This is a genomic window from Thermodesulfobacteriota bacterium, from assembly GCA_031082315.1.
Taxonomy (GTDB): Bacteria; Desulfobacterota; QYQD01; order QYQD01; family QYQD01; genus QYQD01.
This window is the reverse complement of the sequence record JAVHLC010000006.1, coordinates 1-24639: the sequence shown is the minus strand read 5'-3', so window position 1 is coordinate 24639 and position 24639 is coordinate 1. Positions and strand designations below refer to the sequence as shown.

The window sequence follows — 24639 nt, the reverse complement described above, 5'->3', positions numbered from 1 at the left end:
TCTTGCTTTCAGCTATTGCAGATTACGGTTTTATCCCCAGCTTCTTCTCCCTCTCCGCCACGAGTAATCTGGTCTTGACCGCCGTGTCCGGGTTTAGGCTCATAGAGTCAATCCCGCATTCCACAAGAAACTCAGCGAATTCGGGAAAATCGCTCGGCCCCTGTCCACAAATGCCTATCTTCCTCTTGTTGGCCCTCGCCACCTTAATAACCTGGGCAATTAAGCGCTTCACCGCCTCATTACGTTCATCGGAAATATGGGCGATAAGCTCTGAATCCCGGTCTAAGCCCATGGTCAACTGGGTCAGGTCATTAGAACCGATGGAGAACCCGTCGAATACCTTGGAAAACTCATCAGCCAGCACCACGTTGCTGGGTATTTCACACATAACATAGACTTCCAGCCCCTTTTTGCCCTGAACCAGGCCATATTTTTTCATAACCTCGATTACTTTCTTCCCTTCTTCCACAGTCCGGCAGAATGGAACCATGACCTTGACATTGGTCAGGCCCATCTCATCCCTCACCTTAAGCAGGGCCCTACATTCCAGAGCAAAGGCCGGCTCAAAAGACGGATCATAGTAGCGGGAAGCCCCGCGCCAGCCGATCATGGGATTACTTTCGACCGGCTCATAAAGAAATCCGCCGATTAGGTTAGCGTATTCGTTGGTCTTGAAATCGGAAAGACGCACAATAACATCGTTGGGATAAAAACCGGCGCCGATACGCCCGATACCCTGGGCCAGAGTATCTACAAAAAATTGCACTTTGTCTTTATAATGGGGAGTACGCTGATCGATCTGTTCTATTACCTTTGCTATTTTCTTATCTTTCCGTGCCTTTCCCTTAAGCTCTTTGTAATGGATGAGCGCCAGGGGATGTATGCCGATATGAGAGTTAATAATAAATTCTTCTCGCGCCAACCCCACGCCATCATTCGGAATCTGGCCCTGGATGAAAGCCCTTTCCGGGATACCTACATTCATCATTATCTTAGTGCGGGTTTGGGGCAATTTCTTCAGGTCAGTGCGTTCTACCTTATACTTCAACATGCCTTCATATATATAGCCGGTTTCTCCCTCACAGCATGACACAGTAACAGGCTGACCAGCCCTTAAGACCTTATCTGCCTTTTCTGTCCCGATAACACAAGGGATACCCAATTCCCGGGATACAATAGCCGCATGGCACGTCCGCCCGCCGCGGTTGGTGACGATGGCCGCAGCGATTTTCATAATCGGCTCCCAGTCAGGATCGGTCATGTCTGTCACCAACACCTGCCCCGGCTTGAAATCCAGGATGTTTTTAGAACTCTTAATAAGATTTACCTTGCCCTGACCTATCCTGGAGCCGACCGCCTGCCCGGTGACAAGGAGCTTTCCCGTCTCTTTCAAGACATAGGTCTCTACAAAATTGACGTCCTTCTGGGAATGGACCGTCTCCGGCCTGGCCTGTACTATATAAAGCTTACCGGTCCCTACCTTTTTGCCGTCCCCATCCTTGGCCCACTCGATGTCCATAGGCTTAAAATAGCCGGCCTCTTTACTGTAATGATCTTCAATCACACAGGCCCAACGCGCCAGGGTAGCCAGCTCTTCATCCGAAAGGATATACTGATTTCTCTCATTAAGCGGTGTCGGCTTATTAACAGTTGGTTTCCTCAAGTTGTTCGTATAAACCATCTTTATCTCTTTGGTCCCCAGTCTCTTGACGACTATGGGCATCTTGCCGTTCTTGAGGGTCGGCTTAAAGACATAAAATTCATCAGGGTTGACCGCCCCCTGTACTACATTTTCACCCAGCCCCCAGGCGCCGGTAATAAACACCGCATCTTTAAAGCCAGACTCTGTATCAATAGAAAATATAACGCCGGAGCAAGCCGAATCGCTCCGTATCATCTTCTGAACGGCTATTGATAAATAGACATCAAAATGACCAAATCCCTTATCCTGCCTGTAAGAAATGGCCCGGTTGGTAAACAGACTGGCAAAACATCTTTTACAGGCATCTATAAGATGTTCTTTCTCACGGATATTCAGATAGGTCTCCTGCTGGCCGGCAAACGAGGCATCGGGTAAATCTTCGGCAGTAGCAGAAGAACGGACTGCAACGTCCACATTAGCCCCGTACTCCTTCTCCATCCGTGCATAGGCGTCAACGATAGTCTTGGTGAGATCATCCGGGAAAGGAGCGGTACGTACTACATTACGCACCTTTTCCCCACGCTGCATCAGGTCTTTAATATTGTGAGTATCCAACCCTTCCAAAATTTCCCGTATCTTTTTATCGACACCGGACGCCTTGAGCAGATATTTGTAAGCCTCAGCCGTTATGGCAAAACCGCCCGGGACGTTGACGCCCTTCCTGATCAATTTCTGATACATCTCTCCAAGTGAAGCGTTTTTCCCGCCGACCAACGGAATATCCTTGATGCCTATCTCGTCAAACCATAGTATAAACCGATTTTTACTCTTACCCATGAGCACGCCCCCTTCTATGATTGCGTTCTAATTTCTACAGCTTTTTGCATAGTAGCAAAATTTTACATAAAGTTACAATAAAAAATAGTGGCCGCTTTGAGCCTTGAGCTTTCAGCCCTTCATCCCGAACATATCTTGATAACCTCTCGCGGAATAGCGGGTAGCGGCAATATCTTATCTACGGCGCCACGCTTTATGGCCTCTTTGGGCATGCCAAAAACCACACAGGTGGCCTCGTCCTGGGCAATGGTAAAGGCCCCGGCCTCCTTCATTTCCAGCAGCCCCTGAGCGCCGTCGTCGCCCATGCCGGTCATGATGACACCGACAGCATTGGCCCCGGCATAGCGGGCCCCGGAGCGAAAGAGCACATCCACGGACGGGCGATGACGGGAGACTAAAGGCCCGTCCTTAATCTCCACATAATACCGGGCGCCACTCCGCTTAAGCAAGGTATGCTTATTCCCCGGGGCGATTAAGGCCCGTCCGGTCACCACTCCATCACCATTTTCAGCCTCCTTGACCTCCACCCGGCAAAGGCCGTTCAGCCGCGCGGCAAAGGCTGAGGTAAATTTCTCAGGCATGTGCTGGACAATCACCATGCCCGGGGTGTCGTGCGGCAGGGCCTCGAGGAACGCTCTTAACGCCTCTGTACCACCGGTGGAAGCCCCGATCAGGACTACCTTCTCCGTGGTTTCGGCCATGGCCTTGGTCTTTGGTTTGGCCATGATTACATCCGCCGTCAGCTTTTCTTCAACTTTTCTGATTTTTCTGGGACGTAATGTGACCTGAGCCGCCGCCTTAACAGCGTCGCAGATGCGTATCCTGGACTCCTCCAGAAACTGCTTTGTCCCCATCTTGGGCTTCTCGATGATCTCCACTGCGCCATATTCCAGGGCCTGAAGGGTTGTCTGAGCGCCCTGTGTAGTCAGAGTCGAGCAGATAACCACGGGTATGGGATGCTGAGCCATAAGCTTGCGCAGGAAGGTGATACCATCCATGCGCGGCATCTCTACATCCAGAGTAATAACATCCGGCACAGCCTTTTTCAGGCGCTCCGCCGCCACATAAGGGTCCTGCGCGGTAGCAATTACCTCGATATCCGGATCAGAGTCTAATATCTCGTTCAGCGTCTGCCGCACTACAGCAGAGTCATCGACGACCAGCACCTTTATTTTCTCGCTCATTTTATCCCCGTATCTAACTGTATATTGTCAAAATTAACCACAGTGAATACAGCGCGGCATAACCGCAAGCAAAAGCGCTTTGCGCGAATTCCAAATGACAAAATCCATCCGCCTTAGACGGATAAATAAAGCTCAAATGCCAAATGAAGCCCAAAGTTCAAATGACAAAAATGCCTATGTGGATAAACTTGGACATTTGGATTTCCTTTGGTATTTGGATTTTGACATTTGAACTTTTTTATATCTTCCTATAAACGGTCGGGCTGGCCAGTTTAAAATCCGTTTCCATCCCGTGCAGGGTCTCCGAGTGGCCGATGAACAGATACCCTCCGTCAACGAGATGCTTATAAAACTTCTTTATCAACCTGGTTCTGGTCCCTTGGTCGAAATATATCATGACATTGCGGCAAAAAATAAAATCCATAGACCCGTGGAAAGGAACGGAGTCGTCCATAAAATTATAATGCTGAAACCCCACCCGGTTACGCAACTCCGGCGCCACACGATAGTAACCCTCCTGTCCCTTTGTCCCGCGCAGGAAATACTTCCTCAGATAATCCTCGGGAATACCTTGAATTTCCGGCCCGGCATAAACTGCGCGCCGGCCCTTATCCAACATGCGGTGTGATATATCCGTAGCCAGGATAGAAAACTCACCGCCCCCGTAAACCTTAAGATACTCTATCATAACCATAGCTAAGGTATAAGGTTCTTCTCCCGAGGAACAACCTGCGCTCCAAGCCATGATTTTCCCCTCGCCTACGCGGCGTACCCGGGTCGCCAACTCCGGCAAGACCACCTCTTTTAAGAACTTAAAATGGCCTGCCTCCCGGAAAAACTCGGTCTTGTTGGTGCTGATCATATCGATAGTATGCGGGAATTCGGCCTGCCGGCCCTCCGGACTGGTTATGTAATTGTAATAATCAAAAAAAGAATGCAGCCCAAGGGCTCTGAGGCGTTTTAGCAATCGTGAAACAAGCATGTTCCTTTTAGCAGGGGGAAGGGTTATCCCGGCATGGCGGTACACAAGATCGCTGAACAGGGCAAACTCCTGGTCAGACATGTCAGGAGGATTAAAAATGGGAATATTCGTATTTAAGCCGGGGTTTATGTCCGCCATAACTTTTATGTGTTTTAGCTCTCAGTAGTCAGTTAGTAATTAGTTTTCATCCGGAAACTGCCGTTTCCGAATGAAAGCTCTCAGCGATCAGCTTTCAGCCGTCAGTAAAAAAATAAGACAAACAACATCTTAAGCTGACTGCTGACCGCTCCATCCAGAAAACTGGGGGTTTCGGATGAAAACTAATTAATTTCATAAATCCGTTGTCATTCCCGCGAAAGCGGGAATCCAGCAAGAAACTGGATACCGGATCAGGCCTGTCCTCAACTTGATTGGGGATCCGGCATGACATTTTTTTATGTATTTACCTGCCGGAGTAATAACTCGAAACCCGTAACTCGTAGCCCGCAACCCATCACTCAGTACTCTTTAATCTTCCCTAGCCGCTGACCGCTGAACGCTGAGTGCTGATAGCTTCCTAAACCACCATCTCCGCATGGACATCACCGGGTATCTTTTGAACGGCTACATCCGCCTCAATCCCCGGTCCGCCGGCGGCGGACATGAGCGTTATTTCATCGATGGAAAGGATGCGGTTGATATCCAGAATGATGATAAATCCTTCGTTCTGCCTGGCCATGCCCTGGATAAAGTCAGCCCTGAGGCGCATCCCCATCTTGGGCGCCGGTTCGATCTCACCGGCCGGTATCTCCAGGACTTCCTTGACTGAATCCACAAGGCATCCTATCGTGACTGTCTCCCCATCAAGCTCCACTTCCACAATCACAATGCAGGTATCAACGGTTCGCTCTGCCGTCAGCATCCCCAGTTTTAAACGCATATCCATAACCGGGACTACGTTGCCTCTTAAATTTATCACGCCGCAGAGAAAATCCGGCATACGCGGTATCCGGGTAATGGTAGTGTACTCCAGCACCTCTTTTACCCTCGATGTCTCCAGGGCAAAATCTTCTCCGTTTAAGACAAAGGTAAGATACTGCCTGATCTCGTCCATAGTTTTAAACCTCCTTTATTCTATTATCTCACCGCAGAGACGTAACCAAAGAAGTTCGGGGTTCTGGGTTCCTCGTTCACGGTTTTTTAACTTTGAACCTTGAACTTTGAACCTTGAACCTCAATCTTTGTCATTCTCTCTGGCTTTCAGCTTTCAGCTTCTTATCCTTTGCGGTGAATATCCGCCTCAAAACCTTTCAAAATTCTGGTCGTTCTGCTTATCCAGATCAAGAATAACACCCGTAGCATCCTGGCTCCTCGCGGCCGTCTGGCCCCCTTCCGCACGCCCAGGCACATCTACGACTGAGGCGACGGATAGTTCTTTACCCGATTCTGTCCTGGGTTTTCTCTTGAGCTTGCCGGTCAGGCCGATGAAGTTCGCGGCGTTCACTTTTCGCGCCGAGATCTTCTTATTGCCTCTCTTCCGCCCTCCCAGCCGCTCGATAAACATATCCACGTTGCGCTGCATCTCAAGCACCTGCGAGGACGTCTCTTCACTGGTGGAGGCCAATTCCTCGGAAGCGGCGGAATTTTCCTGCACCACTTGGTCGAGTTGCTGGATAGCCTGGGTGACCTGACCGATACCGCTGGCCTGCTCCCTGCTGGCCGCATTTATTTCCTGGACGAGTTCAGACGTCTTCTGGATAGCGGGGACTAACTCTTCCACCAGCTTGCCGGCATGTTCGGCCACCTGGAGGCTGCCGCCTAAAAGGCTGGCAATCTCCTGGGCCGCAATCTGGCTCCGTTCCGCCAGCTTCCTCACCTCGGAAGCGACCACGGCAAAGCCCTTTCCATGTTCACCGGCCCGGGCCGCCTCGATAGCGGCATTCAGGGCCAGTAGATTGGTCTGGCGGGCGATCTCTTCGATTACGCTCGTCTTCTCGGCAATCTGCTTCATGGCGCCGACCGCCTGGGTCACCGCCTGGCCGCCCTCGCTGGCGTTACCGGCCGCCTTGGTAGCCATAGCCGCAGTCTGGCCGGCGCTGTCCGCATTCTGTGAAATAGAGGCGTTCATTTCCTCCATGGAGCTGGACACCTCCTCGATGCTTGCCGCCTGTTCTGTGGCCCCTTGTGAAAGCCCCTGGGCCGTAGAGGAAAGCTGTTCCGCGCCTGCCGCCACGTTTTCTACCGCGTCCCCTATGCTCAATGCCGTCTGCCTGAAGCTCCTTATGCCAAGAATGATAAAGATGTTTATAATCACGGCCACCACCAGGGCTACCCCGGCTACCGCCATCAGTAAGTTCCGGCCATATTCCACGTCGTTATCCGACACCAGCTTGGCCGCCTCCACCTCCCTGTCCACCACGGCCACGATCTTCTCTGTACCGGCTATGGTTTTATCAATAACCGTATCCAACTGGGTATCGAGCATCTGGACTTCTTTGTTTATGCCGCCCCGGCCCTGGGTCAATATCTGGTTAATAATCTTTTCCACCGCACCAAAGGAATTACGAAATTCTGCCAGACCTGTCTTGACCTCGGCAGAGGCAATCCCGTCCAACTCACCCATATGCTCGCCGACCTCGGCCATTTCCTTCTTGATTGCACCGGCCAATTCATCCCTCTCGGCCGTGGTCTCCGCGGTCAGGAACTCCATAACCCCCCAGCCGGTATTGGCAAGATGCAGTTGTAGTTCTTTAGCTACGATGGCGCGCTTCATGATGACATCCGAGATGTTCATCAGATGCCCGTCTATGGCCTCCATCTGCCTGATGCCGGTGAAACTGACTACGCCCAAGGCAATTACCAGAAAAACAAACGCCCCGATAAGCTTTGGTCCTACTGATACCTTCATCTTTCTACCTCCTTAGTAATAGCAATCAGCGTTCAGCTTTCAGCCTTTCTTAATTTCAAATTTGAGATTTGACTCTCTCTTTTGCTGATAGCTAATTTAAAACCTTTCAAATTCCTGCTCATCCTTATTATCCGGCTCCAGGATTAAATCCACCGCTTTCGATCCTGCCTGCCCAAGATTATCCCCGGTTGAACTATCGACTTTTTTCTCATGTGTCTGTGTTACAGGTCCGGCAGCCGGACTCAACTGCATCGCGGGGGAAGGAGCCTTTGGGCGTTTTACGCGCCTGATCCCGGCATGCGCCGTTATCTGACGGGCGCCCTCGCCAGTCTTGAAAAACTCTGCCGCATTAAGCAATTGTTCTGCCTGAGCGGAAAGCTCTTCAGAGGAACTGGCCACCTCTTCTGCACTACCGGCATTCTGTTGCACCACCTGATTAAGTTGTTCAATAGCCTGGGTGGCCTGTTCTATCCCCCGGGCCTGCTCTCCACTGGAGGCGCTGATCTCCTGAACGAGATCGGCGGTCTTCTGTATATTGGGAACCAGTTCAGCTACCAGACGGCCGGCACTTTCGGCCACCTTGACGCTGCTCCCCGACAGATTGGCAATCTCCTGGGCCGCGGTCTGGCTGCGTTCGGCCAGCTTCCGTACCTCGGCCGCCACCACGGCAAAGCCCCGCCCATGTTCTCCGGCCCGGGCCGCCTCAATGGCCGCATTCAAGGCCAAAAGGTTGGTCTGTCTGGCAATCTCTTCGATAATGGTTATTTTTTCCGCGATCTGTTTCATGGCCCCTACCGCCTGCACCACTGCATCACCGCTCTCCCTGGCATTTTGAGCCGCATCTTTTGCAATAACCGCCGTCTGCTTGGCGTTATCCGCATTCTGCACTACCGAGGCATTCATCTCCTCCATGGAGCTGGATACCTCCTCGATGCTTGCCGCCTGTTCGGACGTGCCCTGGGACATCTGCGTGGCAGCAGCATTAAGCTCCTCGCTGCCTGAAGCCACCTGCTCGGCCACTGTCCGTACATTGACGGCAAAACCGGTAAGATTATCGATCATGCTGTTCAGGCTGTTCTTGATCTCGTTAAAGTCACCCTTATAGTCATCTGTGATCTTTGCCGGGAGGTCGCCTCTGCTGATCTGACGGACGTATTCGGCTGCGGTCTTCAGGGGGCCGGTTACAGCATCGAGGGTATCATTTATGCCGTGGATAATCTTTCCATAATCACCGCCGAATTTCCCGGTATCGCCACGGGTATCGAGTTTTCCTTCCACCGCAGACCTGGTGAGCAGGTCTATCTCTGCAAGCAGGTCGTTTAGTTGCGCCACCATCTTCTTAAATGATGCGGCCAGGTCACCGGTCTCATCCAGGCTCTTGACCTCTATGGAAACCGAGGTATCACCGGCAGACAACTTCTCGGCTACGTCGCGAAGATGATTGACCGGCCTGGAAATCCCCCGCGCTATAACCAAGCCCAGGACAGCAGTCACCAGTAAGGCCGGTATCCCGATGAGCATGGTGCCCCAGGTCATCTTTTCAATCGAGGCCAGTATCGCCGCCATACTCTGATTCACTTCCCGGGTCTGCCCCTCGACTAAAGGATCTAGGGTCTTCCAGAGGGCCTCGGCCGTACCGTCAAATTCCCCCATGAGTTTGTTACCTCCGGCCGGCCCATGGGCTATGTAGGCCTGGGCCATCTTTTTTCCGGTGGCATGATAGGCTTCAAACTCTGCTTCCAGTGCCTTCAGGGCATCCAGTCCCTGGCGATTATTTTCCCGGGTATACATCTCTTTAAACTTATTCAGCCCGGCTAAAAAAGATTGCCTGTGCTCCTCTGCCTTATCAAAGCCGTCATTCAGGCCGTCCTGCCCGCGTGTCGCTGAGATATCCGTCAGCCACTGCTGTACCTGTATGACGTGCGCCTTCATCTCTTGCGCGGTCCTCTGGAAAACCACGCTTTCATCCCTGGTCAGGAGCGCGCTCAATTTAACGTTCTGGTTTGCAAAATACGTCCATCCGCCAATGATCAGCATAGAAAGCATGGGGACAATGAAACCAACGGCCAGTTTTGTACCTATCCTTACTTTCATTTTTCTACCTCCTCTACCTCCTTAGTATTGTAATAGCTGTCAGCCTTCAGCTTTGAGCTTTGAAATTTGTCATTCTCTCTGGCTTTCAGCTTTCAGCCTTTTATCCTCTGCGTCCTTTGCGCCTGGTGAATTTATTTCCTGGCGTCCTTTGCGGTGAATTTATGCTGCCTCCTCACGCTGTGCGCACCGCGTGATCTGGGGTACGTCCAAAATCAAGGCCACCGTGCCGTCACCCAGTATGGTAGCCCCGGATACGCCGTCGGCCTGCCTGAACATCTTGCCCAGGGGTTTAATCACCGCCTGCTTCTCACCCACAATCCTGTCCACAACCAGGCCTGTGACGAAATCCTCGGCCTGCACCACGATGACCTGTTCTATAGATAGCGCTTCTCTATCCGCCGTAACAAAGAATTCACTTAACCGGACATAAGGAACAAGTCTATCCCGGACGTTCATCACATGGCGTCCGTGGGTATTGTCAATATCACGCCCGGTCAATTCCACACACTCCTGCACATGATGCAGCGGAATCACAAACCGCTCACGGCCTGACTCCACCAGGAGGCCGTCGATTATGGCCAGGGTCAGGGGCAGTCTGACAGTAACCGTGGCGCCTCGCCCCTTTTTACTCTGGATATCAAACGAACCCCGCAGGGCCTCTATCTCCCGCCTTACCACGTCCATGCCTACCCCGCGGCCCGAGACATCGGTGACCACTTCAGCGGTAGAAAATCCCGGCTGGAAAATGAGATTAAATATCTGGGAATCGGAGAGACTCTTCGCGTCGTCGATCAGGCCTTTTTCCATAGCCTTACGGACGATGGCCTCTGTATCCAGCCCCTTGCCGTCGTCCTCAACCGATATAACCACTTCTCCTCCGGCGTGCGCCGCCGTCAAACGAATTATGCCGCGACGCGGCTTGCCGAAGGCCTCTCTTTTATCCGGGGTCTCAATACCGTGGTCTAAACTATTTCGGATAAGATGAACCAGGGGATCGCCGATCTTCTCGATAACCGTTTTATCGAGTTCCGTCTCGTCTCCCTCTGTGATAAAATCAACTTCCTTGCCCAGTCCCGCGGAAAGATCGCGCACCAATCTTTTAAACTTGGCAAAAGTAGAACCAATAGGCAGCATACGCACTCCCAGGACACAATCGCGCAGTTCACCGGTAAGGCACTCGATGCTCTCCACAGCCGTCAGCAGCTCTGAATTGCCATTGGACCCGGCCGCCTGGGTCAACTGGGCCTGCGTAGTGACCAACTCACCCACTATATTGATGAGTTGGTCAAGTTTTTCGGCTGCCACGCGGATGCTGGTAGCGCTATGTTTTTCCGCCTGCTGTCGAATAATATGCTGTTCGACCAGGGCTGAATTAACCTTTTCCTTAGACACCGTACCGGCCTCGACCAGTATCTCCCCGATCTTTTTTTGATCCTTCGCGGCCCTTTCCACCGCTTCGGCAGGGACATCTCCGCGGGCAACCAGTATCTCACCAACCTTGCCGGTCGCCGCATCACCAATCGTGGTCTCATTTGCTATCTTTTCAATGGCCACCTCGCTGCTGTCTTCCACAAATATAAAAACATCGCGGATCGCGTTGATATCGGCCTCAGAGATAAGGGTCATGTCCCATCCGAGATAACACTCATCATAATTGATTTCTTCCAGGCAGGGGATGCGGTCGGAAAGAACGGTGACCCGCAGCTCTCCGAGGTTGTCCATTTCGTTAAGCAAGGCGATAGGATCGTTCCCATAGCGAAGCGTATCGCTCCCGGGGATAAATCGGATACGATATGTAGCTCTCATGCCCCTGCTGCTTACCGGTTGAACTTCGGCCTCCGAATCAGGGACTGCCTCTTTTGTCTTTGGGCCTACTGCCTCTCCCTCATTCGTCTCTCCGGGTAAAAGCGAACGCAATGCGGCGACAATCTCCTCCCGGCCGGCCGAATCCGTCTCAGATGTACCGAACAGCATAGATGAGATCTCGTCCCGCGCCGCCAGGATCAGGCCGATGAGGTCATTCGTAATCGGGATGACGCCGTTTCGCACCTGATCCATAACGGTCTCCACGTGGTGGGTAAACCCGGCAACGGCATCAAAACCGAACATGGCCCCGGAACCTTTAATTGTATGCATGGCCCGAAAAATACGGTTCACAAGCTCCATGTCGGACATGTTGTTTTCCAGCTCAAGCACGGCCTCTTCCAGTTCGGCCAGCAGTTCCCTGGCTTCTTCCAGGTAGGTCTGGGCGTGTTTATCTTCCATGGTCATAGGAACCTCCATATTTCAAGCTTTCAGCCGTCAGCGATCAGCTTTCAGCTTCTGAATAAGTGAAGTTAGCATCCGTTTTATATCTGTTACCGCTTTTGCTAAGGATGTATGGGTCGAATCAGGTAGAAACTCGAGGTCACGTGCGAGCAACATATGATATTCCAACTCGCTTGCCGATCCCATAGCGATTTGGAGAAACCGCGCAAATTCGGCATCCCCGTTTCTGCCACATCCTTCTGCAATGTTAGCAGGGATAGACATACAAGAACGACGAACTTGGCTTGTGAGACCGTATAATTCATCTTTTGGGAAGGCAATCGTAGCCTTGTAAACTGCCAGAGTTAAGCAATGAGCCTTCTCCCACACCTTCAATTCCCTAAAGTCTTTCACCTGCGTTACGCCTCATATTGATTTAAATTCAAGCTGACTGCTGATAGCTGAAAGCTGACAGCTTATCTTAATACTTTTTTCACCACCGCCAGGAGCTGGTCCGGCTTAAACGGCTTAACGATCCATCCGGAGGCCCCGGCTGTTTTGCCTTCAGCCTTCTTTGTCTCTTGAGACTCTGTAGTCAGCATAATTATCGGGATGAACTTATGGTTAGGCATCCCGCGCACCCCCTTGATCAGGCCGATGCCATCCAGGTTGGGCATGTTAAGGTCGGTAATCAGCATGTCTATCTGCGTGCCGTTCAACTTGGTCAGGGCATCTTTACCGTCTGCCGCTTCGATGACCTCGTAACCAGCCTGTTTAAGGGTAAAACTTACCATCTGCCGGACGCTGGCTGAATCATCGGCGGTCATAATTGTCTTAGCCATAAGTTACCCCCTCTTTAACCACAGATTCACCCTGTTAAATTTCCCTAAGGGAACCCTATTAAACAGGGGAACCACAGCGCGGCATAGCCGCAACCAAAGAAGTTCAGGGTTCCGAGTTCCACGTTCACGGTTTTTTAACCCTGAACTTTGAGCTGTAAACTTCCCAACATCATCACTCATCCTTAAGCCCAAAGGAGTCAGCCATACCTGCCGATTCTGCTGCCTGGTGAAACGGCTCGGAAATATCCGCCAAATTAAGCGACTTACCAGCTTTGGCGGCGCTCTTTTGAGCTGCAACCAAAAGTTGCAATGTGCAGACATCGACCTCAGTGACTCCATCCATGGCTACCGTAGGATTTTCTGTAGATTCAATAAGCCTCAGCAGGGCCTCTCTTAGCGCCTCACCCTCACTTATGCCCACGGCCCCGGAGAGCCTTAACACCGGGGTTCCGTCAACGTTGCTAAGTATGCAAGCCATGTTGATTCCTCCCTATTTTAGCCTTTAGCGCTCAGCTATCAGCATGAAGCCGGTCCACCGTTCACTGTTGACCGTTTACCGAAAGAAAATGCCGGACAACGGTTAACGGATAACAAACATGCTGACAGCCATTCTCAAAACAACTCCACATTGTCTCCCATGTCATCTGTACCTATCGCTTTTATCTGCGTATCCTTTTCAAGAAGTTCGACAGTACGGGCATCAGTACGCCCCGGCGCATCTGCGCCCGGCTTAAATTGCTGCAGGGCATGAGTGTGCATCCTGCGTTCACTCTCCATGGTATAGCGTTCGGCTGTTGTATCCAGCACCGGTGTCACGGTAATAAGCCGTTTCTCCTCCGGCGATAATCTCTTGCCGATTTCATCCTGCAGATGTTCTAAGTGAGATATAACCCTCTCCAGGCCGGCCTCGGCAATTTGCGGAAATTTGATAGTGTTCACAAGCGCCGCAACATCCTCACCCAATAAATGACTGGCCTGGTTAATGGCCTCAACGGCGCTCCCTGTCTTGTCGCTGGCAGTCTGCAAGAGGAGCACGGCATTAGAGGCCCGTTCCTGGCTTTTTGCGGTCTGGCTCCGGCAATGTTCCAATACACCCTCCAACTTGTCTTTCAGGTCGGCCGCCACATTAACGGCACTCTGGAGTAGGGAGGCCGTCTCTTCGGCCACCGCACTCCAGGAATCCGAAAGATGCTGCATATCTTCAGCCAGTACAGAAAGCGCGCGCCCATCCCCTCCCAGTCTTGCCGCCTGTACCTGGGCATTAAGGGCCAGGATCTTCATATCCAGGCGTGTCTTATTGATTTTGGTTTGATTGCTTCCGATCCGCTCTACCAGGCCTGACACATTACTGATGGTCTTAAACAATATTTCGCTGAGCAAAAAGCTGTTTTTCAGTTGCTGTCCCAGCGCCTCCATCTGGGGCTCAAGCATAGCCAATGCATTATCACCCTCGCCCCCGCTCGTCTCACCTATGGCCTCGGCGACATGCCTCACATGTCCCTCGATTTCCCGGCCGATCCCTTCAAGGGCAGTCATTATGTTTTGGCCGGCAGCAGTTATTTCGCTCCTCACATTACGAAGTTGTGAGAGCTGTACGGCTAAGTTACCATAAACAACGCTCAACTCTTTTGAACTGCATTTTTTCAGGATTTTTCCATTCAGAGAATTACCCGGCTCTGCCAGAGCCGCCTGTACGTGTTCAACCTGCTGCCTGGTTATATCCTGAAACTGCAAGGCAGATACAATCTCTCCGACCTCCCGGAGTACCCTTTCGGAAAAGTGATCAATCTGTTCGGAAAGCCGGGTCATCTGTGCGGATGCCATATCTACAATATCTAAAGCACCCATAATTTGTTGTGAAATCCGGTCAGACTCTTTACTTTGAATTTTCAGACGGGCAGCCACGGATGTCTCTGCCTCCTCAATATTTGCCAATACCTGTTTTACCTCGGTCTCAAAGTCAGATGCATACTTGGAAAGCGCACCGGAAAAATTACTTATTTGATCCGATAAAAAAATAAACCCGCTGCCCATATCTCCAAGACGGCCGCACTCAATGCGGGTAGAAATACCCAGTATTCTGGTTATAACGGCCAGCCTCTCCAGGGCATTGTGCCCGCTCTTCAGGCTTTCCAGTTCCTTCCCTATATTGAAAATATGCCTGACAGCCTTTGCAGACTCCTCAATCGTAGTACGCAAGGCGTCAAGCGACGTATTAAAAATATCCCTCACATCCAGAAAGAGGTCTGTAACCTTTCGAAGATGTCCGCCTGAGGCGGATGTCTGTCCCTCTTCTCGAAGATGCGCCGTAGCGTGCAGATAGACCGCCCCCCTGGCCTGTTCTGAAAGATCCTGGGCCCGTTGGAAAATAGACTCCAGCCCCCGGCCAAGCTGCAAAAATTCCGGCTCAATGTCGGCACATAACTGCGTCAGATGCCTCTGACATTCATCCAGTTCCTTTGTTAGATCCCGCTTCTCATCCAATGGAGGAAAACCTCTTGAGCTATCAGCTATCTACCGTCAGCCGTCAGAAAAAATCTAAAATAAACAACACATTAAGCTGAACGCTGAGAGCTGACTGCTGATAGCTTACAATCATTTATCGGTAAGCGAAAAAATTTATTAAGGAAAAAATAAAATAACTTAATCGAGTAAAACAATTCGGATGGACACATTTCATCCGGAAACTACCGTTTCCGGCCTACGGTCGGCCTAAGGCCGAATTCAGGTTTTCAGCTATCGGCATGTTTGTTATCCGTTGTCCGTTATCCGTTGTCCGACATTTTCTTTCGGTAAACGGTCAACAGTGAACGGTGGACCGGCTTCATGCTGAACGCTGAGAGCTGAAGGCTGAATGCCCCAACCGGAAACCAAAAGTTTTCGGTTGGGAACTATTAAATCCTTTCAAACTCCCGGTCGTCTATCTCATTCTTACCCAGGACTATATCAACCCCGGTTGTTATCTGCGGCTTAGCCACACTGCCGCTCGCAGATGCGCCGGGGCGCGCCGGTTTGTGGGCAGGCGCTTTAGGGATGTCGGCTCGGGGACTACGCCCATCTCCCAATTGTTTCATCCCCTGACCACCTTGGTCATCCAGCTTGAAAAAATTGACGGACTCACGCAGCCGCTCGGCCTGGGACGTGAGTTCCTCAGCCATGGCGGACATCTCTTCAGCAGCGCTGGCATTCTGCTGCACCACCTGGTCAAGCTGCTGGACAGACTGGGTCACCTGCTGGATACCGCTGGCCTGCTCAGTGCTGGAGGCGTTTATCTCCTGTACCAGCTCGGCGGTCTTCTGAATATTGGGAACCAGTTCGGCCACCAGAGCGCCGGCGCGTTCGGCCACCTGAACGCTGCTTCCGGAAAGGTTGGCGATCTCCTGGGCCGCGGTCTGGCTCCGCTCGGCCAGCTTCCGTACCTCGGCCGCAACCACGGCAAAGCCCCGTCCATGCTCCCCGGCCCGAGCCGCCTCGATAGCCGCATTTAAGGCTAAGAGATTGGTCTGGCGGGCGATTTCTTCAATGATGGATATTTTTTCGGCAATCTGCTTCATGGCTCCAACCGCTTCCGCCACGGCATTGCCGCTTTCCAGAGCATTGCCGGCGGCCTTTTCGGCAATGGAGGTGGTCTGCCTGGCATTGTCGGCATTCTGATTTACCGTACTGTTCATCTCCTCCATGGAACTGGACACCTGTTCGGTAGAACCCTGTGAGAGTTGCGCGGCCGTACTGCTGGTTTGCTGACTGCCGGAAGCCATATTGTCAGACGCAGCTTTTATATTGCCGACGATATTTCTCAAGTCGTTAATCATCCTCTTAAAGGCATTTCCAAGGACATCCTTTTCTGACTTGAGCGTGATCTCTACTGTCAGGTCTCCCCGGGCAACAGCTTCCGCTACCCGGGCGGTCTCCCGGAGACTTTGAATAACCTTATTTAAACTTTCTATGACCCTGGCGATCTCATCCTGTCGTTCAGCGACAATGTTCACCGACAGATCTCCGAGGCTCAGGGTATGTAGTTCTTTTACCAGCATAGCCACCTGTCTTTCCAGGTATTCACGTTGTTCATCGGCCTCTTTCTGGAGACGTTTTACCTCGGTTATGTCTATAATAACCTCCATGCCGCCATAGGGCTTGCCCTGCTCGTCAAACAGGGCGGAACAGGCCGCCTGGATGGGCACTTTTTTCCCGTCCCGGGTCTCGGCCACCGTCTCACCGATTATAGCCTCACCGGTGCGCATGCAGTTCTTTATGGTGCACTGGGCCGTGCCGCAAAGCGGGGTCCGGGCAAACTGGGCGCAGGTCATCTTCCCCACCACCTCATCCCGGCTGTGGCCCATGGCCTTTAGCGCCGCGTCATTGATAGAGTTAATCACCAGGTCCTTATCGGTCACAAACATGGGCGCAGCGATAGCAGACAAAATACTTTCACAGCGCCTGGCCTGCGCCCGGGCCTCCTGCAACTCACTCTCATAATCCCTTGTCTCGATCGTCTCCCGTTTAAACATGTTCATCTTCTTACTCCTCCTGCAGCGTATGATTTTGCGATACGTCCTCGTTCCGCGCTTCTTGCTTATCGGCATATCTAAAAAACCATTAAGCAAAAAACAAACAATACGCCTTTTATTATTAATATTGTACGAAATAATATGTTTTTTGCTTTTGATGAAACGTCCGAGGCAGGGTCTTAAGGAGTCTATACAACGAGTTTTTAAAACTGCACAAAACATTATGTTAACTTAATTGTAACAATGTCCGAAAAGTAGTATATAAGCGAAAAACTACGGACTTCCGGTCTGCTGGAGAAAGGTGTCTTCAGATGAATGTGTCAGAATACCTTACAACCTCAGAAGCTGGCAAGATTTGCGGGGTAACCCGGACAACCATCACCCGATGGATAGATGAAGGCCTCCTCAATGCCTTCGTAACCCCGGGCGGCCATCGTAAGATAAGAAGAGGGGAGTTGCTTAATTTCCTGGCCGGCAAAGATGCAGTTCCGCCGGATGCCGTTAATCCCGGTAAAAATCACATCCTGGTGGTTGATGATAATCCTTATGACCTTAAACTCTTTGAGGCTGCCTTCCTGGCAGCCAAGGATAGATACCAGGTTCATACCGCCGGCGACGGATTTGAGGCCATTTATAAAATTGGCGAGATCAAACCAAAAATTGTGATACTGGACCTGATGATGCCTAAGATGGATGGGTTTGAAGTCTGTACCAGGATTAAATCCAATGATTGTACCAAACATATCAAAGTAATAGTTACTACAGCCCATGCAGAGGAAGGGTACAGAAAAAAAGCACTGAAATGCGGCGCAGACGCCTTCTTTGCCAAGCCCCTGGATTGGACCGCTCTAATCAAAAAAATCATTGAGTTCTCGTGATCGTTAAAAGCTGATAGTCGAAGAAAGTGGATAAAGACAAAGGCTACTTGCAGGAATTCCTTGTCAACGTCTGGCAGAAGACCGAATATGATTCTCGCGGCTTCCGGCGCGTAGCCAAACCTGCTCCACCGGCCGAAGTTCTTAAAAAGGTGGAAGAATGGCTGGGGAAAAGCAAATAAGCTCAAAGCCCAAAGCTGAAGGCTGAAAGCTGATCTGAAAGGAGATTACATGTACGCCATACTGCTCGCCGATGACAATCCCGATGTCCGCTTTATGGTGAGTGAGATATTACGCGCTAATATTGACTGTGCAATAATTACCGCCAAGGATGGACTGGAGGCCGTGCGGCTGGCCCGCGAAAAACACCCGGATGTAGTGCTCCTTGATATCCAGATGCCGACTATGGATGGATTCGAGGCCTGCCGGATACTCAAGGGCGATCCCGAGATGAGGCATATCCCCATCGTGTTTCTCACAGCCACCTATGACGACTTAAAGTCTAAGATAAAGGGCATGGACATGGGGGCCGACGATTACATAGTGCAACCGGTTGACAACCTGATTTTGGTAACCCGGGTCAAGGTCATGTTGCGCATAAAGTCGCTGTATGACGAGCTGCGTCGGGCCGGCCATGAGTTGCAAAGAGTAGAGCAACAAAAGTTTGCCTTTCTCTCAAAGATTTCCCACGAACTGCGCAGCCCCCTTAACGGCATCCTCGGTTTTGCTGAGCTGCTGGCCAACGAATACTACGGGCCGTTAAGCAGCAACCAGTGCGAATTCCTCTCCGTGATCGACAGGAATGGGCGGCAACTTCTGGCCCTGATTGATGACATCTCGTTCCTGGCCAGGCTGGAGGCCGGGGGTGTTACGCCCCGCCCGGAGACCCTCTCTCTAACCGGCCTGATCGATACGGTCTGGATGGATCTGCAAAATATGGCCTACAATAAGCGTATCTCCTACCGGCGGGAAGTGCCGCCGGAAGCGGACCGCATCACTGCAGACAAAAAGTTCCTGCAGACTATTCTACGAAACCTCCTTGATAATGCCATAAAGTTTAGCCAGGCGGGCGGACAAATCAACGTGAGTTGCCAGCTGCAACAAGACCAAGTGGCCATAGCTATAACCGACACCGGTCAAGGTATAACGCCGGAAGACAACGACAAGATATTTACCCCGTTTCCCAAAATAACCGGGAAAGAAGGCGGGGAACAGGGATCAGGTCTCGGTCTTGCCATATGTAAAAAATTTGTTGAGTTGATGGGGGGTTCCATAGAGTTTGAAAGTGAAGCAGAAATAGGTTCGACCTTTACCGTTTACCTACCTTTTGCAGAAACTATCAGCCATCAGCCGTTAGCTTGACATCGCCCGTTTTAAAAACTATATTAGCTTTCAGCTTAATGTGTTGTTTGCCTTAAATTTTTGCCGACCGCTGACAGCTTCTTTTATTTAATAGACGACAGATGACCAAAGACTATTATAAAATCCTGGGAGTTCCTAAAAGCGCCTCCGCTGAGGAGATCAAGAAGGCCTACCGGAAACTGGCGTTAAAGTACCACCCTGACCGTAATAAAGGGGATAAGGCCGCCGAGGAAAAGTTTAAACAGATTAGCGAGGCCTACGCCGTCTTGAGTGATCCGGAAAAAAGAAGGCAATACGACACCGTTGGATCAACAGAGTTCCATCAGCGGTTTTCGCAGGAAGACATCTTTCGTGGTTTTGATTATTCCGGCATCTTTAAGGAATTTGGGTTCAGCTTTGGCGACATCCTGGGCCAGGCCTTCTCGCAAGGCAAAAAGGGAAGCTCCCGTCAATCCTACTATAACTTTGGGGGACCGCAACCCGGCCGCGACTTCCGGTTTCATCAGGATGTAAGGCAGAAGGGTGAAGATATCGTTTTAGAACTACCGGTCAGCCTGGTAGAAGCGTTTAATGGAGCGGAAAAGGTCGTCTCTTTCCAGCGCAGCGGGCATACGGAAAGGGTCTCCGTCAAGATACCGGCAGGGATAGAAGACGGGAAAAAGTTGCGTATCCCGGGTAAAGGCGGGCCCGGATTACACGGGGGACCGCCGGGCAATCTTTATTTAAAGATCAAGGTGCTGGAACATCCGCAATTCAAGCGTGAAGGGTTCAATCTGGTACTGGACAGGGAAATACCCTTCAGCAGCGTTGTCCTCGGTTCACAGGTGGATGTCCCGACCCTGGATGGCAAAAACTTGAGCGTACGTGTGCCGGCCGGCACCCAGAGTAACACCAGGCTGCGGGTTAAGGGGTTCGGGCTCCCGCTCCCGGATGGCTCGGGCCGGGGAGATTTGTACGTACGTATTACGGTGAAGGTCCCGGGCAAGCTGAACAACAAGCAAAAACACTTAATGGAAGAACTTGCCGCCGCCGGATTATAGGGAGCTGATGAGCCTCTTGCAAAATTGTCTGTCATCCCCGAATGATTCTATCGGGGATACAGGCATTCGGGGACGGATATGGTTTTTACTTGAATAAAACCAGATTCCCGCTCAAAAGCGTTGCGGGAATGACAAAAAATGGAGTTTTGCAAGAGGCTCTGAGGTAAAGAATTGTAAAGAAGAACAAGGAGGCAAGAGTGAAAAAACGGATAATGTATATTGTATTTATATGTATGCTGTTAACTGTCTCAGGCTGCGGGTATAACACGATGCAGAAAAATGAAGAGGCTATGAAGGCAGCATGGGGCGATGTAGAGGCAACATATCAGAGAAGAAATGACCTTATCCCGAATCTCGTAGAAGTTGTAAAAACATATGCAAAACATGAGAGGGAGACCCTTACTGCAGTGACAGAGGCAAGGGCAAAGGTCGGCACTATACAGATGTCAAAGAATATACTTGATGATCCAAAAACGTTTACTCAGTTTCAGGAGGCACAGTCTGCAATGAGTAGCGCGCTTTCAAGGCTTATGGTTGTAGTAGAAAGATACCCTGACCTTAAGGCTAATCAAAACTTCCAGGATCTTCAGAATCAGCTTGAAGGCACAGAGAATAGGATAAATGTTGCACGAACACGGTATAATAAGGCAGTGGAGACATTCAATACCTCGATAAGGGTATTTCCAAACAGCATAACCAATAGCCTCCTGCTGCATCTGAAACTTAGAGAACCATTCAAGGCTGAGGCAGGGGCAGAGAAGGCGCCTAAGGTAAAATTCTAACTATGTATAGACAGGCATGGCATAGCATTTTCGCTCATTCTCGGTCGTATCGACCTCCGAGGTTAATCCTGTCTTCGACGGAATTAAAAACTGCTAAAATACTGTGTCCTGCCTGTCTTTGTTTGAACTATGAATAATGCGAATAAAAAAATATTAAATATCCTGCTTTTTACTTTCTTACTTCTGTGTCTTTCTTGGGGTAAGACGATATCAACTGTTCATGCACTTGATATCCCTAAACTTCAGGGATATGTCAACGATTATGCCAATATGATTTCTCCCTCAGTAAAAGCTGAACTTGAGAATGAACTGAGGGCTTTCGAACAAACAGACTCAACCCAGATAGTTATCTTAACAGTCCCATCACTTGAAGGAGAGGTGATCGAGGACTTCAGCATTAAGGTTGCAGAGGCATGGAAAATCGGGCAGAAGGCCAAGGACAACGGCGTAATACTTACAGTCGCAAAACAGGAAAGGAAGATGAGGATCGAGGTAGGACGAGGTCTCGAAGGCAAGTTAACCGATCTGATAGCAGGAAGGATCATAGACCTTGTCATAAAACCGAAATTTAAGAGAGGGGACCTTAACGAGGGTTTTATTGCGGGTGTCCACGCCTTGATTGATGCGACACGGGGAGAGTTTAAGATTGATGAAAAGCGCCGCTCTCCGGAGGGAGATATTTTTTCGATTCTTTTCCCTCTTATTCCTTTTTTAATCTTCCCTGCCATTATTGCCTTAAGAAGTCGTATTAAAAGAGGTGTGCCCTGGCCAGGTGGTGGCTATGGCGGAATAGGCAGTGGATTTGGAGGAGGAGGCTTTAGCAGCGGGGGAGGTTTTGGTGGAGGCGGTGGAGGAGATTTTGGAGGTGGCGGGGCATCGGGAGATTGGTGATGAAACATCTTAGAAAGTCAGACAGGTTTTTTAATGAGGATGAGAAAAAACGGATAGCGGATACTACCCATGAAATAGAATCCCGGACTATCGGGGAGATCGCTGTTATGGTGGTTGATAGCAGTGACCGGTATCTTGAGACCGAGGTAATCGGAGGGATATTCTTCGGAAGTTTTCTAGCCCTGATCTTAGTTACTTTGTTTTTTCAATCATCTCTTCCGTGGTACATATTATTCAGTTTTTCATTCTTCTTTCCTGCGAAATATATCGTTAAAAAAATCCCTGTCATGAAAGCTGCGCTCATAGAGGTGCGGCGAAAAGAACATGCGGTGATGCAACGGGCAGTCAGGGCATTCTATGAAAAAGGACTTTATAAAACTAAAAAGAATACAGGGGTTTTATTTTTCCTTTCCCTGCTCGAAAGGAAAGTCTGGGTTCTTGCGGACAAAGGAATATATGAAAAGATTGAACAGGAGACCCTGAATAAATTCGCAAAGATTGTTTCTCTGGGGATAAAAGATAGTCGCGCCTGCGATGCCCTCTGCGAGGCTATTAAAGAGGCAGGGGCATTGTTAGCACAACATTTTCCGATAACACCTGGAGATCTAGACGAACTGCCTGATGAAGTAATGACTGAATGAAGGCGTTTGTATTGATGATATAAAGACACATGGTCTTCCACTGAAGCCATACGGCACCTGCCCTGTTCTCCTTGGCATGTAGGAAATTTCGCGGACTCCGGGTTAAAAGAGATCGAATGGGGAAAAGGCTACATGCCTTAATAGACATTGCTGCGCTAAAACTGGCGGCCCATGATTTTCGCTATCTCTTGAATCGCAATTACCCCCGCCGTGCCGCCCTCACCCTGGTAGGTAACCGATATCAACTCTCCGTGGCTGAACGAGACCTTCTCCATCGGGGTGTCTTTGCCCGGAAAAACTCTGAGCGGAAAAACAAAAAAATCCCCATCTCTGCCTTATATCAGGCCTCCCTGGCTATCGATGGTCATAACGTTCTCATAACCCTGGAAAGCGCTTTAAGGGGGCTGCCCCTGATCCTGGCGGATGATGGATTTATCAGGGATATTGCCCGGGCCGGCAGGGGATATGTCCCCGGCGCTTTTACTATGGAGGCCCTGAATCTGATCTCCGATACGCTCAGACGGCATCGGCCGGCAGATATTATCTTTCTCCTGGATTCTCCCGTCTCCAAGAGCGGGGAACTGGCGGCCACGGCCCGGCGCTTTTTGTCGGAATACGGTTTGAAGGGGAGGGTTCAGGCTATACCTGTGCCTGAAAAGATATTGTCCGGTTTTCCCGGGGCAGTGGCCACCAGTGATTCAGCAATTATTGAAGACGCGGCCATGGTCTTTGACCTGGCCGGCCACATAATAAGGTATCGCCTGGGCTTTAAAAATATGATACGCTTTCGCTAAAAGTTAAAATTCTAAGCTATCAGCGTTCAGCTTTCCGTTATGAGCTATGAGCCATCAGCCATGAACTATATTTTGCTGACAGCTAATCGCTGATAGCTGAAAGCGTGCAGCCGGGAACAGTAGTTCCCGGCTGCAAACTATTTGGCCTTTTCAAGTTGGCGGTGGGGGATGTTTGACAGGTCGTCCCTTGTGGTATAAAGGACGATAAAACGCTTTTCCAGCTCTTTGTTCAGCTTTACCAGTTTCTCCTTTTCCATATCCATAATCCGGATGAAGACGTGGCGGCATTCCTTCTCACATGAGTCCCAGGAGGTGAGTATGCTTACCATCCGTCCCCCATGGGCCCGGATGGTATCGGCTACTTCTTTTATGGAGCCCGCCCGGTCTTCAATGCTGAACGCAAACTGGATTCCGCCTTGATATATACCCGTAATACTCACCAGTACCTTGAGGACATCGGTCAGCGTAACCACACCGATAAGGTCGCCCTTATTGTTCACTACCGGAAGGCCGGAAATACGGTTTTCGAGCATGATAACAGCCGCCTTTTCTACCGTATCATCCCCATTAATGGTGATAGGGTCTTTGGCCATGAGATCTTTAACTTTTATTTCAGACAAGAGATAATACAACTCATGTACATCCAGAGAAGTAGCCTTGGAAGGAGCGGCGTCCTTTAAATCCCGGTCAGTGATAATCCCGACCAGCTTCCCCTTGCGTAAGACCGGCAGCCTGCGGACGTTGTGTTCTTTCATTATCTGTGTAGCCTTCATCATAGATGTGTTTTCATCTATGGCTATAACCTCGCTGGCCATCCACCCTTTTACTAACATGGCGAAACTCCTCTCACGGCTGGTAACTATTTAAAAGCGTTAGAAATCATGACAATATCACCATATTTTGTCAAGCCCTTTTTCGCTGAAAATTCCACATCTTTTATGGAATCCGATGTTCCTGAGCAAAATTTGCTGGAGTACGCCTTGTATGTTTAGAACAGATGCGTCATTATTATGGCATATAATGCTATGAGT

General features: G+C 50.4%; 21 protein-coding genes. 8 read left to right on the top strand and 13 right to left on the bottom strand.

Going from position 1 to position 24639, the window contains the following annotated elements; genetic code table 11:
* Positions 1-22: 22 nt before the first annotated feature.
* From ppsA to RDU59_06765, 12 genes are all read right to left on the bottom strand, one after another.
* Entirely contained in the window at positions 23-2479 is a 2457-nt protein-coding gene (ppsA, locus tag RDU59_06820) for a phosphoenolpyruvate synthase (protein ID MDQ7838186.1), read from the bottom strand.
* Between the two features lie 119 nt (positions 2480-2598).
* The gene (locus RDU59_06815; GenBank protein MDQ7838185.1) at positions 2599-3663 is read right to left on the bottom strand and encodes a chemotaxis response regulator protein-glutamate methylesterase; all 1065 of its coding nucleotides are present in this window, start codon (positions 3661-3663) and stop codon (positions 2599-2601) included.
* Between the two features lie 238 nt (positions 3664-3901).
* Positions 3902-4783: a protein-glutamate O-methyltransferase gene (locus RDU59_06810; protein MDQ7838184.1), complete on the bottom strand. Its 882-nt coding sequence runs from the start codon at positions 4781-4783 to the stop codon at positions 3902-3904.
* Positions 4784-5201: 418 nt separating this feature from the next.
* Positions 5202-5738, bottom strand: coding sequence for a chemotaxis protein CheW (locus RDU59_06805; protein MDQ7838183.1), 537 nt, complete (start codon positions 5736-5738; stop codon positions 5202-5204).
* Positions 5739-5924: 186 nt separating this feature from the next.
* Positions 5925-7532, bottom strand: coding sequence for a methyl-accepting chemotaxis protein (locus tag RDU59_06800; protein MDQ7838182.1), 1608 nt, complete (start codon positions 7530-7532; stop codon positions 5925-5927).
* A gap of 96 nt (positions 7533-7628) precedes the next feature.
* A complete protein-coding gene (locus RDU59_06795; protein MDQ7838181.1) occupies positions 7629-9626 on the bottom strand; it encodes a methyl-accepting chemotaxis protein in 1998 nt (665 codons plus the stop codon).
* Between the two features lie 159 nt (positions 9627-9785).
* On the bottom strand, positions 9786-11897 hold the full coding sequence (locus RDU59_06790; GenBank protein ID MDQ7838180.1) for a chemotaxis protein CheA: 2112 nt from the start codon (positions 11895-11897) through the stop codon (positions 9786-9788).
* A 30-nt stretch (positions 11898-11927) separates the two neighbouring features.
* A complete protein-coding gene (locus RDU59_06785; protein ID MDQ7838179.1) occupies positions 11928-12287 on the bottom strand; it encodes a four helix bundle protein in 360 nt (119 codons plus the stop codon).
* A 62-nt stretch (positions 12288-12349) separates the two neighbouring features.
* Positions 12350-12715 carry a response regulator gene (locus RDU59_06780; GenBank protein ID MDQ7838178.1) on the bottom strand — a complete coding sequence of 122 codons (366 nt, stop codon included), beginning with the start codon at positions 12713-12715 and terminating at the stop codon, positions 12350-12352.
* Between the two features lie 172 nt (positions 12716-12887).
* Positions 12888-13193 (bottom strand): STAS domain-containing protein, encoded by a 306-nt coding sequence (locus tag RDU59_06775; protein ID MDQ7838177.1) that lies wholly within the window; start codon positions 13191-13193, stop codon positions 12888-12890.
* Positions 13194-13327: 134 nt separating this feature from the next.
* Complete coding sequence (locus RDU59_06770; protein MDQ7838176.1) at positions 13328-15199, bottom strand: methyl-accepting chemotaxis protein; 1872 nt, start codon at positions 15197-15199, stop codon at positions 13328-13330.
* Positions 15200-15609: 410 nt separating this feature from the next.
* Entirely contained in the window at positions 15610-17229 is a 1620-nt protein-coding gene (locus tag RDU59_06765; GenBank protein ID MDQ7838175.1) for a methyl-accepting chemotaxis protein, read from the bottom strand.
* 305 nt (positions 17230-17534) lie between these two features.
* Here RDU59_06765 and RDU59_06760 point away from each other — a divergent pair, with 305 nt between their 5' ends.
* The 8 genes from RDU59_06760 to RDU59_06725 all read left to right on the top strand — a co-directional run bounded on the left by RDU59_06760 (position 17535) and on the right by RDU59_06725 (position 23608).
* Complete coding sequence (locus RDU59_06760) at positions 17535-18101, top strand: response regulator (protein MDQ7838174.1); 567 nt, start codon at positions 17535-17537, stop codon at positions 18099-18101.
* A 26-nt stretch (positions 18102-18127) separates the two neighbouring features.
* Complete coding sequence (locus tag RDU59_06755; protein MDQ7838173.1) at positions 18128-18280, top strand: hypothetical protein; 153 nt, start codon at positions 18128-18130, stop codon at positions 18278-18280.
* Between the two features lie 49 nt (positions 18281-18329).
* Positions 18330-19460, top strand: coding sequence for a hybrid sensor histidine kinase/response regulator (locus RDU59_06750; protein MDQ7838172.1), 1131 nt, complete (start codon positions 18330-18332; stop codon positions 19458-19460).
* Positions 19461-19561: 101 nt separating this feature from the next.
* Positions 19562-20500 carry a J domain-containing protein gene (locus RDU59_06745; GenBank protein MDQ7838171.1) on the top strand — a complete coding sequence of 313 codons (939 nt, stop codon included), beginning with the start codon at positions 19562-19564 and terminating at the stop codon, positions 20498-20500.
* A 197-nt stretch (positions 20501-20697) separates the two neighbouring features.
* Positions 20698-21282, top strand: a complete 585-nt coding sequence (locus RDU59_06740; GenBank protein MDQ7838170.1) for a LemA family protein — start codon at positions 20698-20700, stop codon at positions 21280-21282.
* Between the two features lie 129 nt (positions 21283-21411).
* Positions 21412-22173, top strand: coding sequence for a TPM domain-containing protein (locus RDU59_06735; GenBank protein ID MDQ7838169.1), 762 nt, complete (start codon positions 21412-21414; stop codon positions 22171-22173).
* 107 nt (positions 22174-22280) lie between these two features.
* The gene (locus RDU59_06730; GenBank protein ID MDQ7838168.1) at positions 22281-22814 is read left to right on the top strand and encodes a hypothetical protein; all 534 of its coding nucleotides are present in this window, start codon (positions 22281-22283) and stop codon (positions 22812-22814) included.
* Between the two features lie 116 nt (positions 22815-22930).
* Positions 22931-23608, top strand: a complete 678-nt coding sequence (locus tag RDU59_06725; protein ID MDQ7838167.1) for a DUF434 domain-containing protein — start codon at positions 22931-22933, stop codon at positions 23606-23608.
* Positions 23609-23745: 137 nt separating this feature from the next.
* Here RDU59_06725 and RDU59_06720 read toward each other — a convergent pair whose 3' ends face one another.
* Positions 23746-24441 carry a CBS and ACT domain-containing protein gene (locus RDU59_06720; protein MDQ7838166.1) on the bottom strand — a complete coding sequence of 232 codons (696 nt, stop codon included), beginning with the start codon at positions 24439-24441 and terminating at the stop codon, positions 23746-23748.
* Between the last annotated feature and the right edge of the window lie 198 nt (positions 24442-24639).

Excerpts from the sequence above, each read along its gene's own strand:
- RDU59_06725 (MDQ7838167.1), top strand. The coding sequence starts at position 22,931 with ATGGGGAAAAGGCTACATGCCTTAATAGACATTGCTGCGCTAAAACTG.
- RDU59_06750 (MDQ7838172.1), top strand. The coding sequence starts at position 18,330 with ATGTACGCCATACTGCTCGCCGATGACAATCCCGATGTCCGCTTTATG.
- RDU59_06760 (MDQ7838174.1), top strand. The coding sequence starts at position 17,535 with ATGAATGTGTCAGAATACCTTACAACCTCAGAAGCTGGCAAGATTTGC.
- RDU59_06800 (MDQ7838182.1), bottom strand. The coding sequence starts at position 7,532 with ATGAAGGTATCAGTAGGACCAAAGCTTATCGGGGCGTTTGTTTTTCTG.
- RDU59_06810 (MDQ7838184.1), bottom strand. The coding sequence starts at position 4,783 with ATGGCGGACATAAACCCCGGCTTAAATACGAATATTCCCATTTTTAAT.
- RDU59_06780 (MDQ7838178.1), bottom strand. The coding sequence starts at position 12,715 with ATGGCTAAGACAATTATGACCGCCGATGATTCAGCCAGCGTCCGGCAG.
- RDU59_06815 (MDQ7838185.1), bottom strand. The coding sequence starts at position 3,663 with ATGAGCGAGAAAATAAAGGTGCTGGTCGTCGATGACTCTGCTGTAGTG.
- RDU59_06795 (MDQ7838181.1), bottom strand. The coding sequence starts at position 9,626 with ATGAAAGTAAGGATAGGTACAAAACTGGCCGTTGGTTTCATTGTCCCC.
- RDU59_06735 (MDQ7838169.1), top strand. The coding sequence starts at position 21,412 with ATGAATAATGCGAATAAAAAAATATTAAATATCCTGCTTTTTACTTTC.
- RDU59_06730 (MDQ7838168.1), top strand. The coding sequence starts at position 22,281 with ATGGTGGTTGATAGCAGTGACCGGTATCTTGAGACCGAGGTAATCGGA.
- RDU59_06790 (MDQ7838180.1), bottom strand. The coding sequence starts at position 11,897 with ATGACCATGGAAGATAAACACGCCCAGACCTACCTGGAAGAAGCCAGG.
- RDU59_06745 (MDQ7838171.1), top strand. The coding sequence starts at position 19,562 with ATGACCAAAGACTATTATAAAATCCTGGGAGTTCCTAAAAGCGCCTCC.
- RDU59_06765 (MDQ7838175.1), bottom strand. The coding sequence starts at position 17,229 with ATGAACATGTTTAAACGGGAGACGATCGAGACAAGGGATTATGAGAGT.
- RDU59_06775 (MDQ7838177.1), bottom strand. The coding sequence starts at position 13,193 with ATGGCTTGCATACTTAGCAACGTTGACGGAACCCCGGTGTTAAGGCTC.
- RDU59_06805 (MDQ7838183.1), bottom strand. The coding sequence starts at position 5,738 with ATGGACGAGATCAGGCAGTATCTTACCTTTGTCTTAAACGGAGAAGAT.
- RDU59_06720 (MDQ7838166.1), bottom strand. The coding sequence starts at position 24,441 with ATGTTAGTAAAAGGGTGGATGGCCAGCGAGGTTATAGCCATAGATGAA.
- ppsA (MDQ7838186.1), bottom strand. The coding sequence starts at position 2,479 with ATGGGTAAGAGTAAAAATCGGTTTATACTATGGTTTGACGAGATAGGC.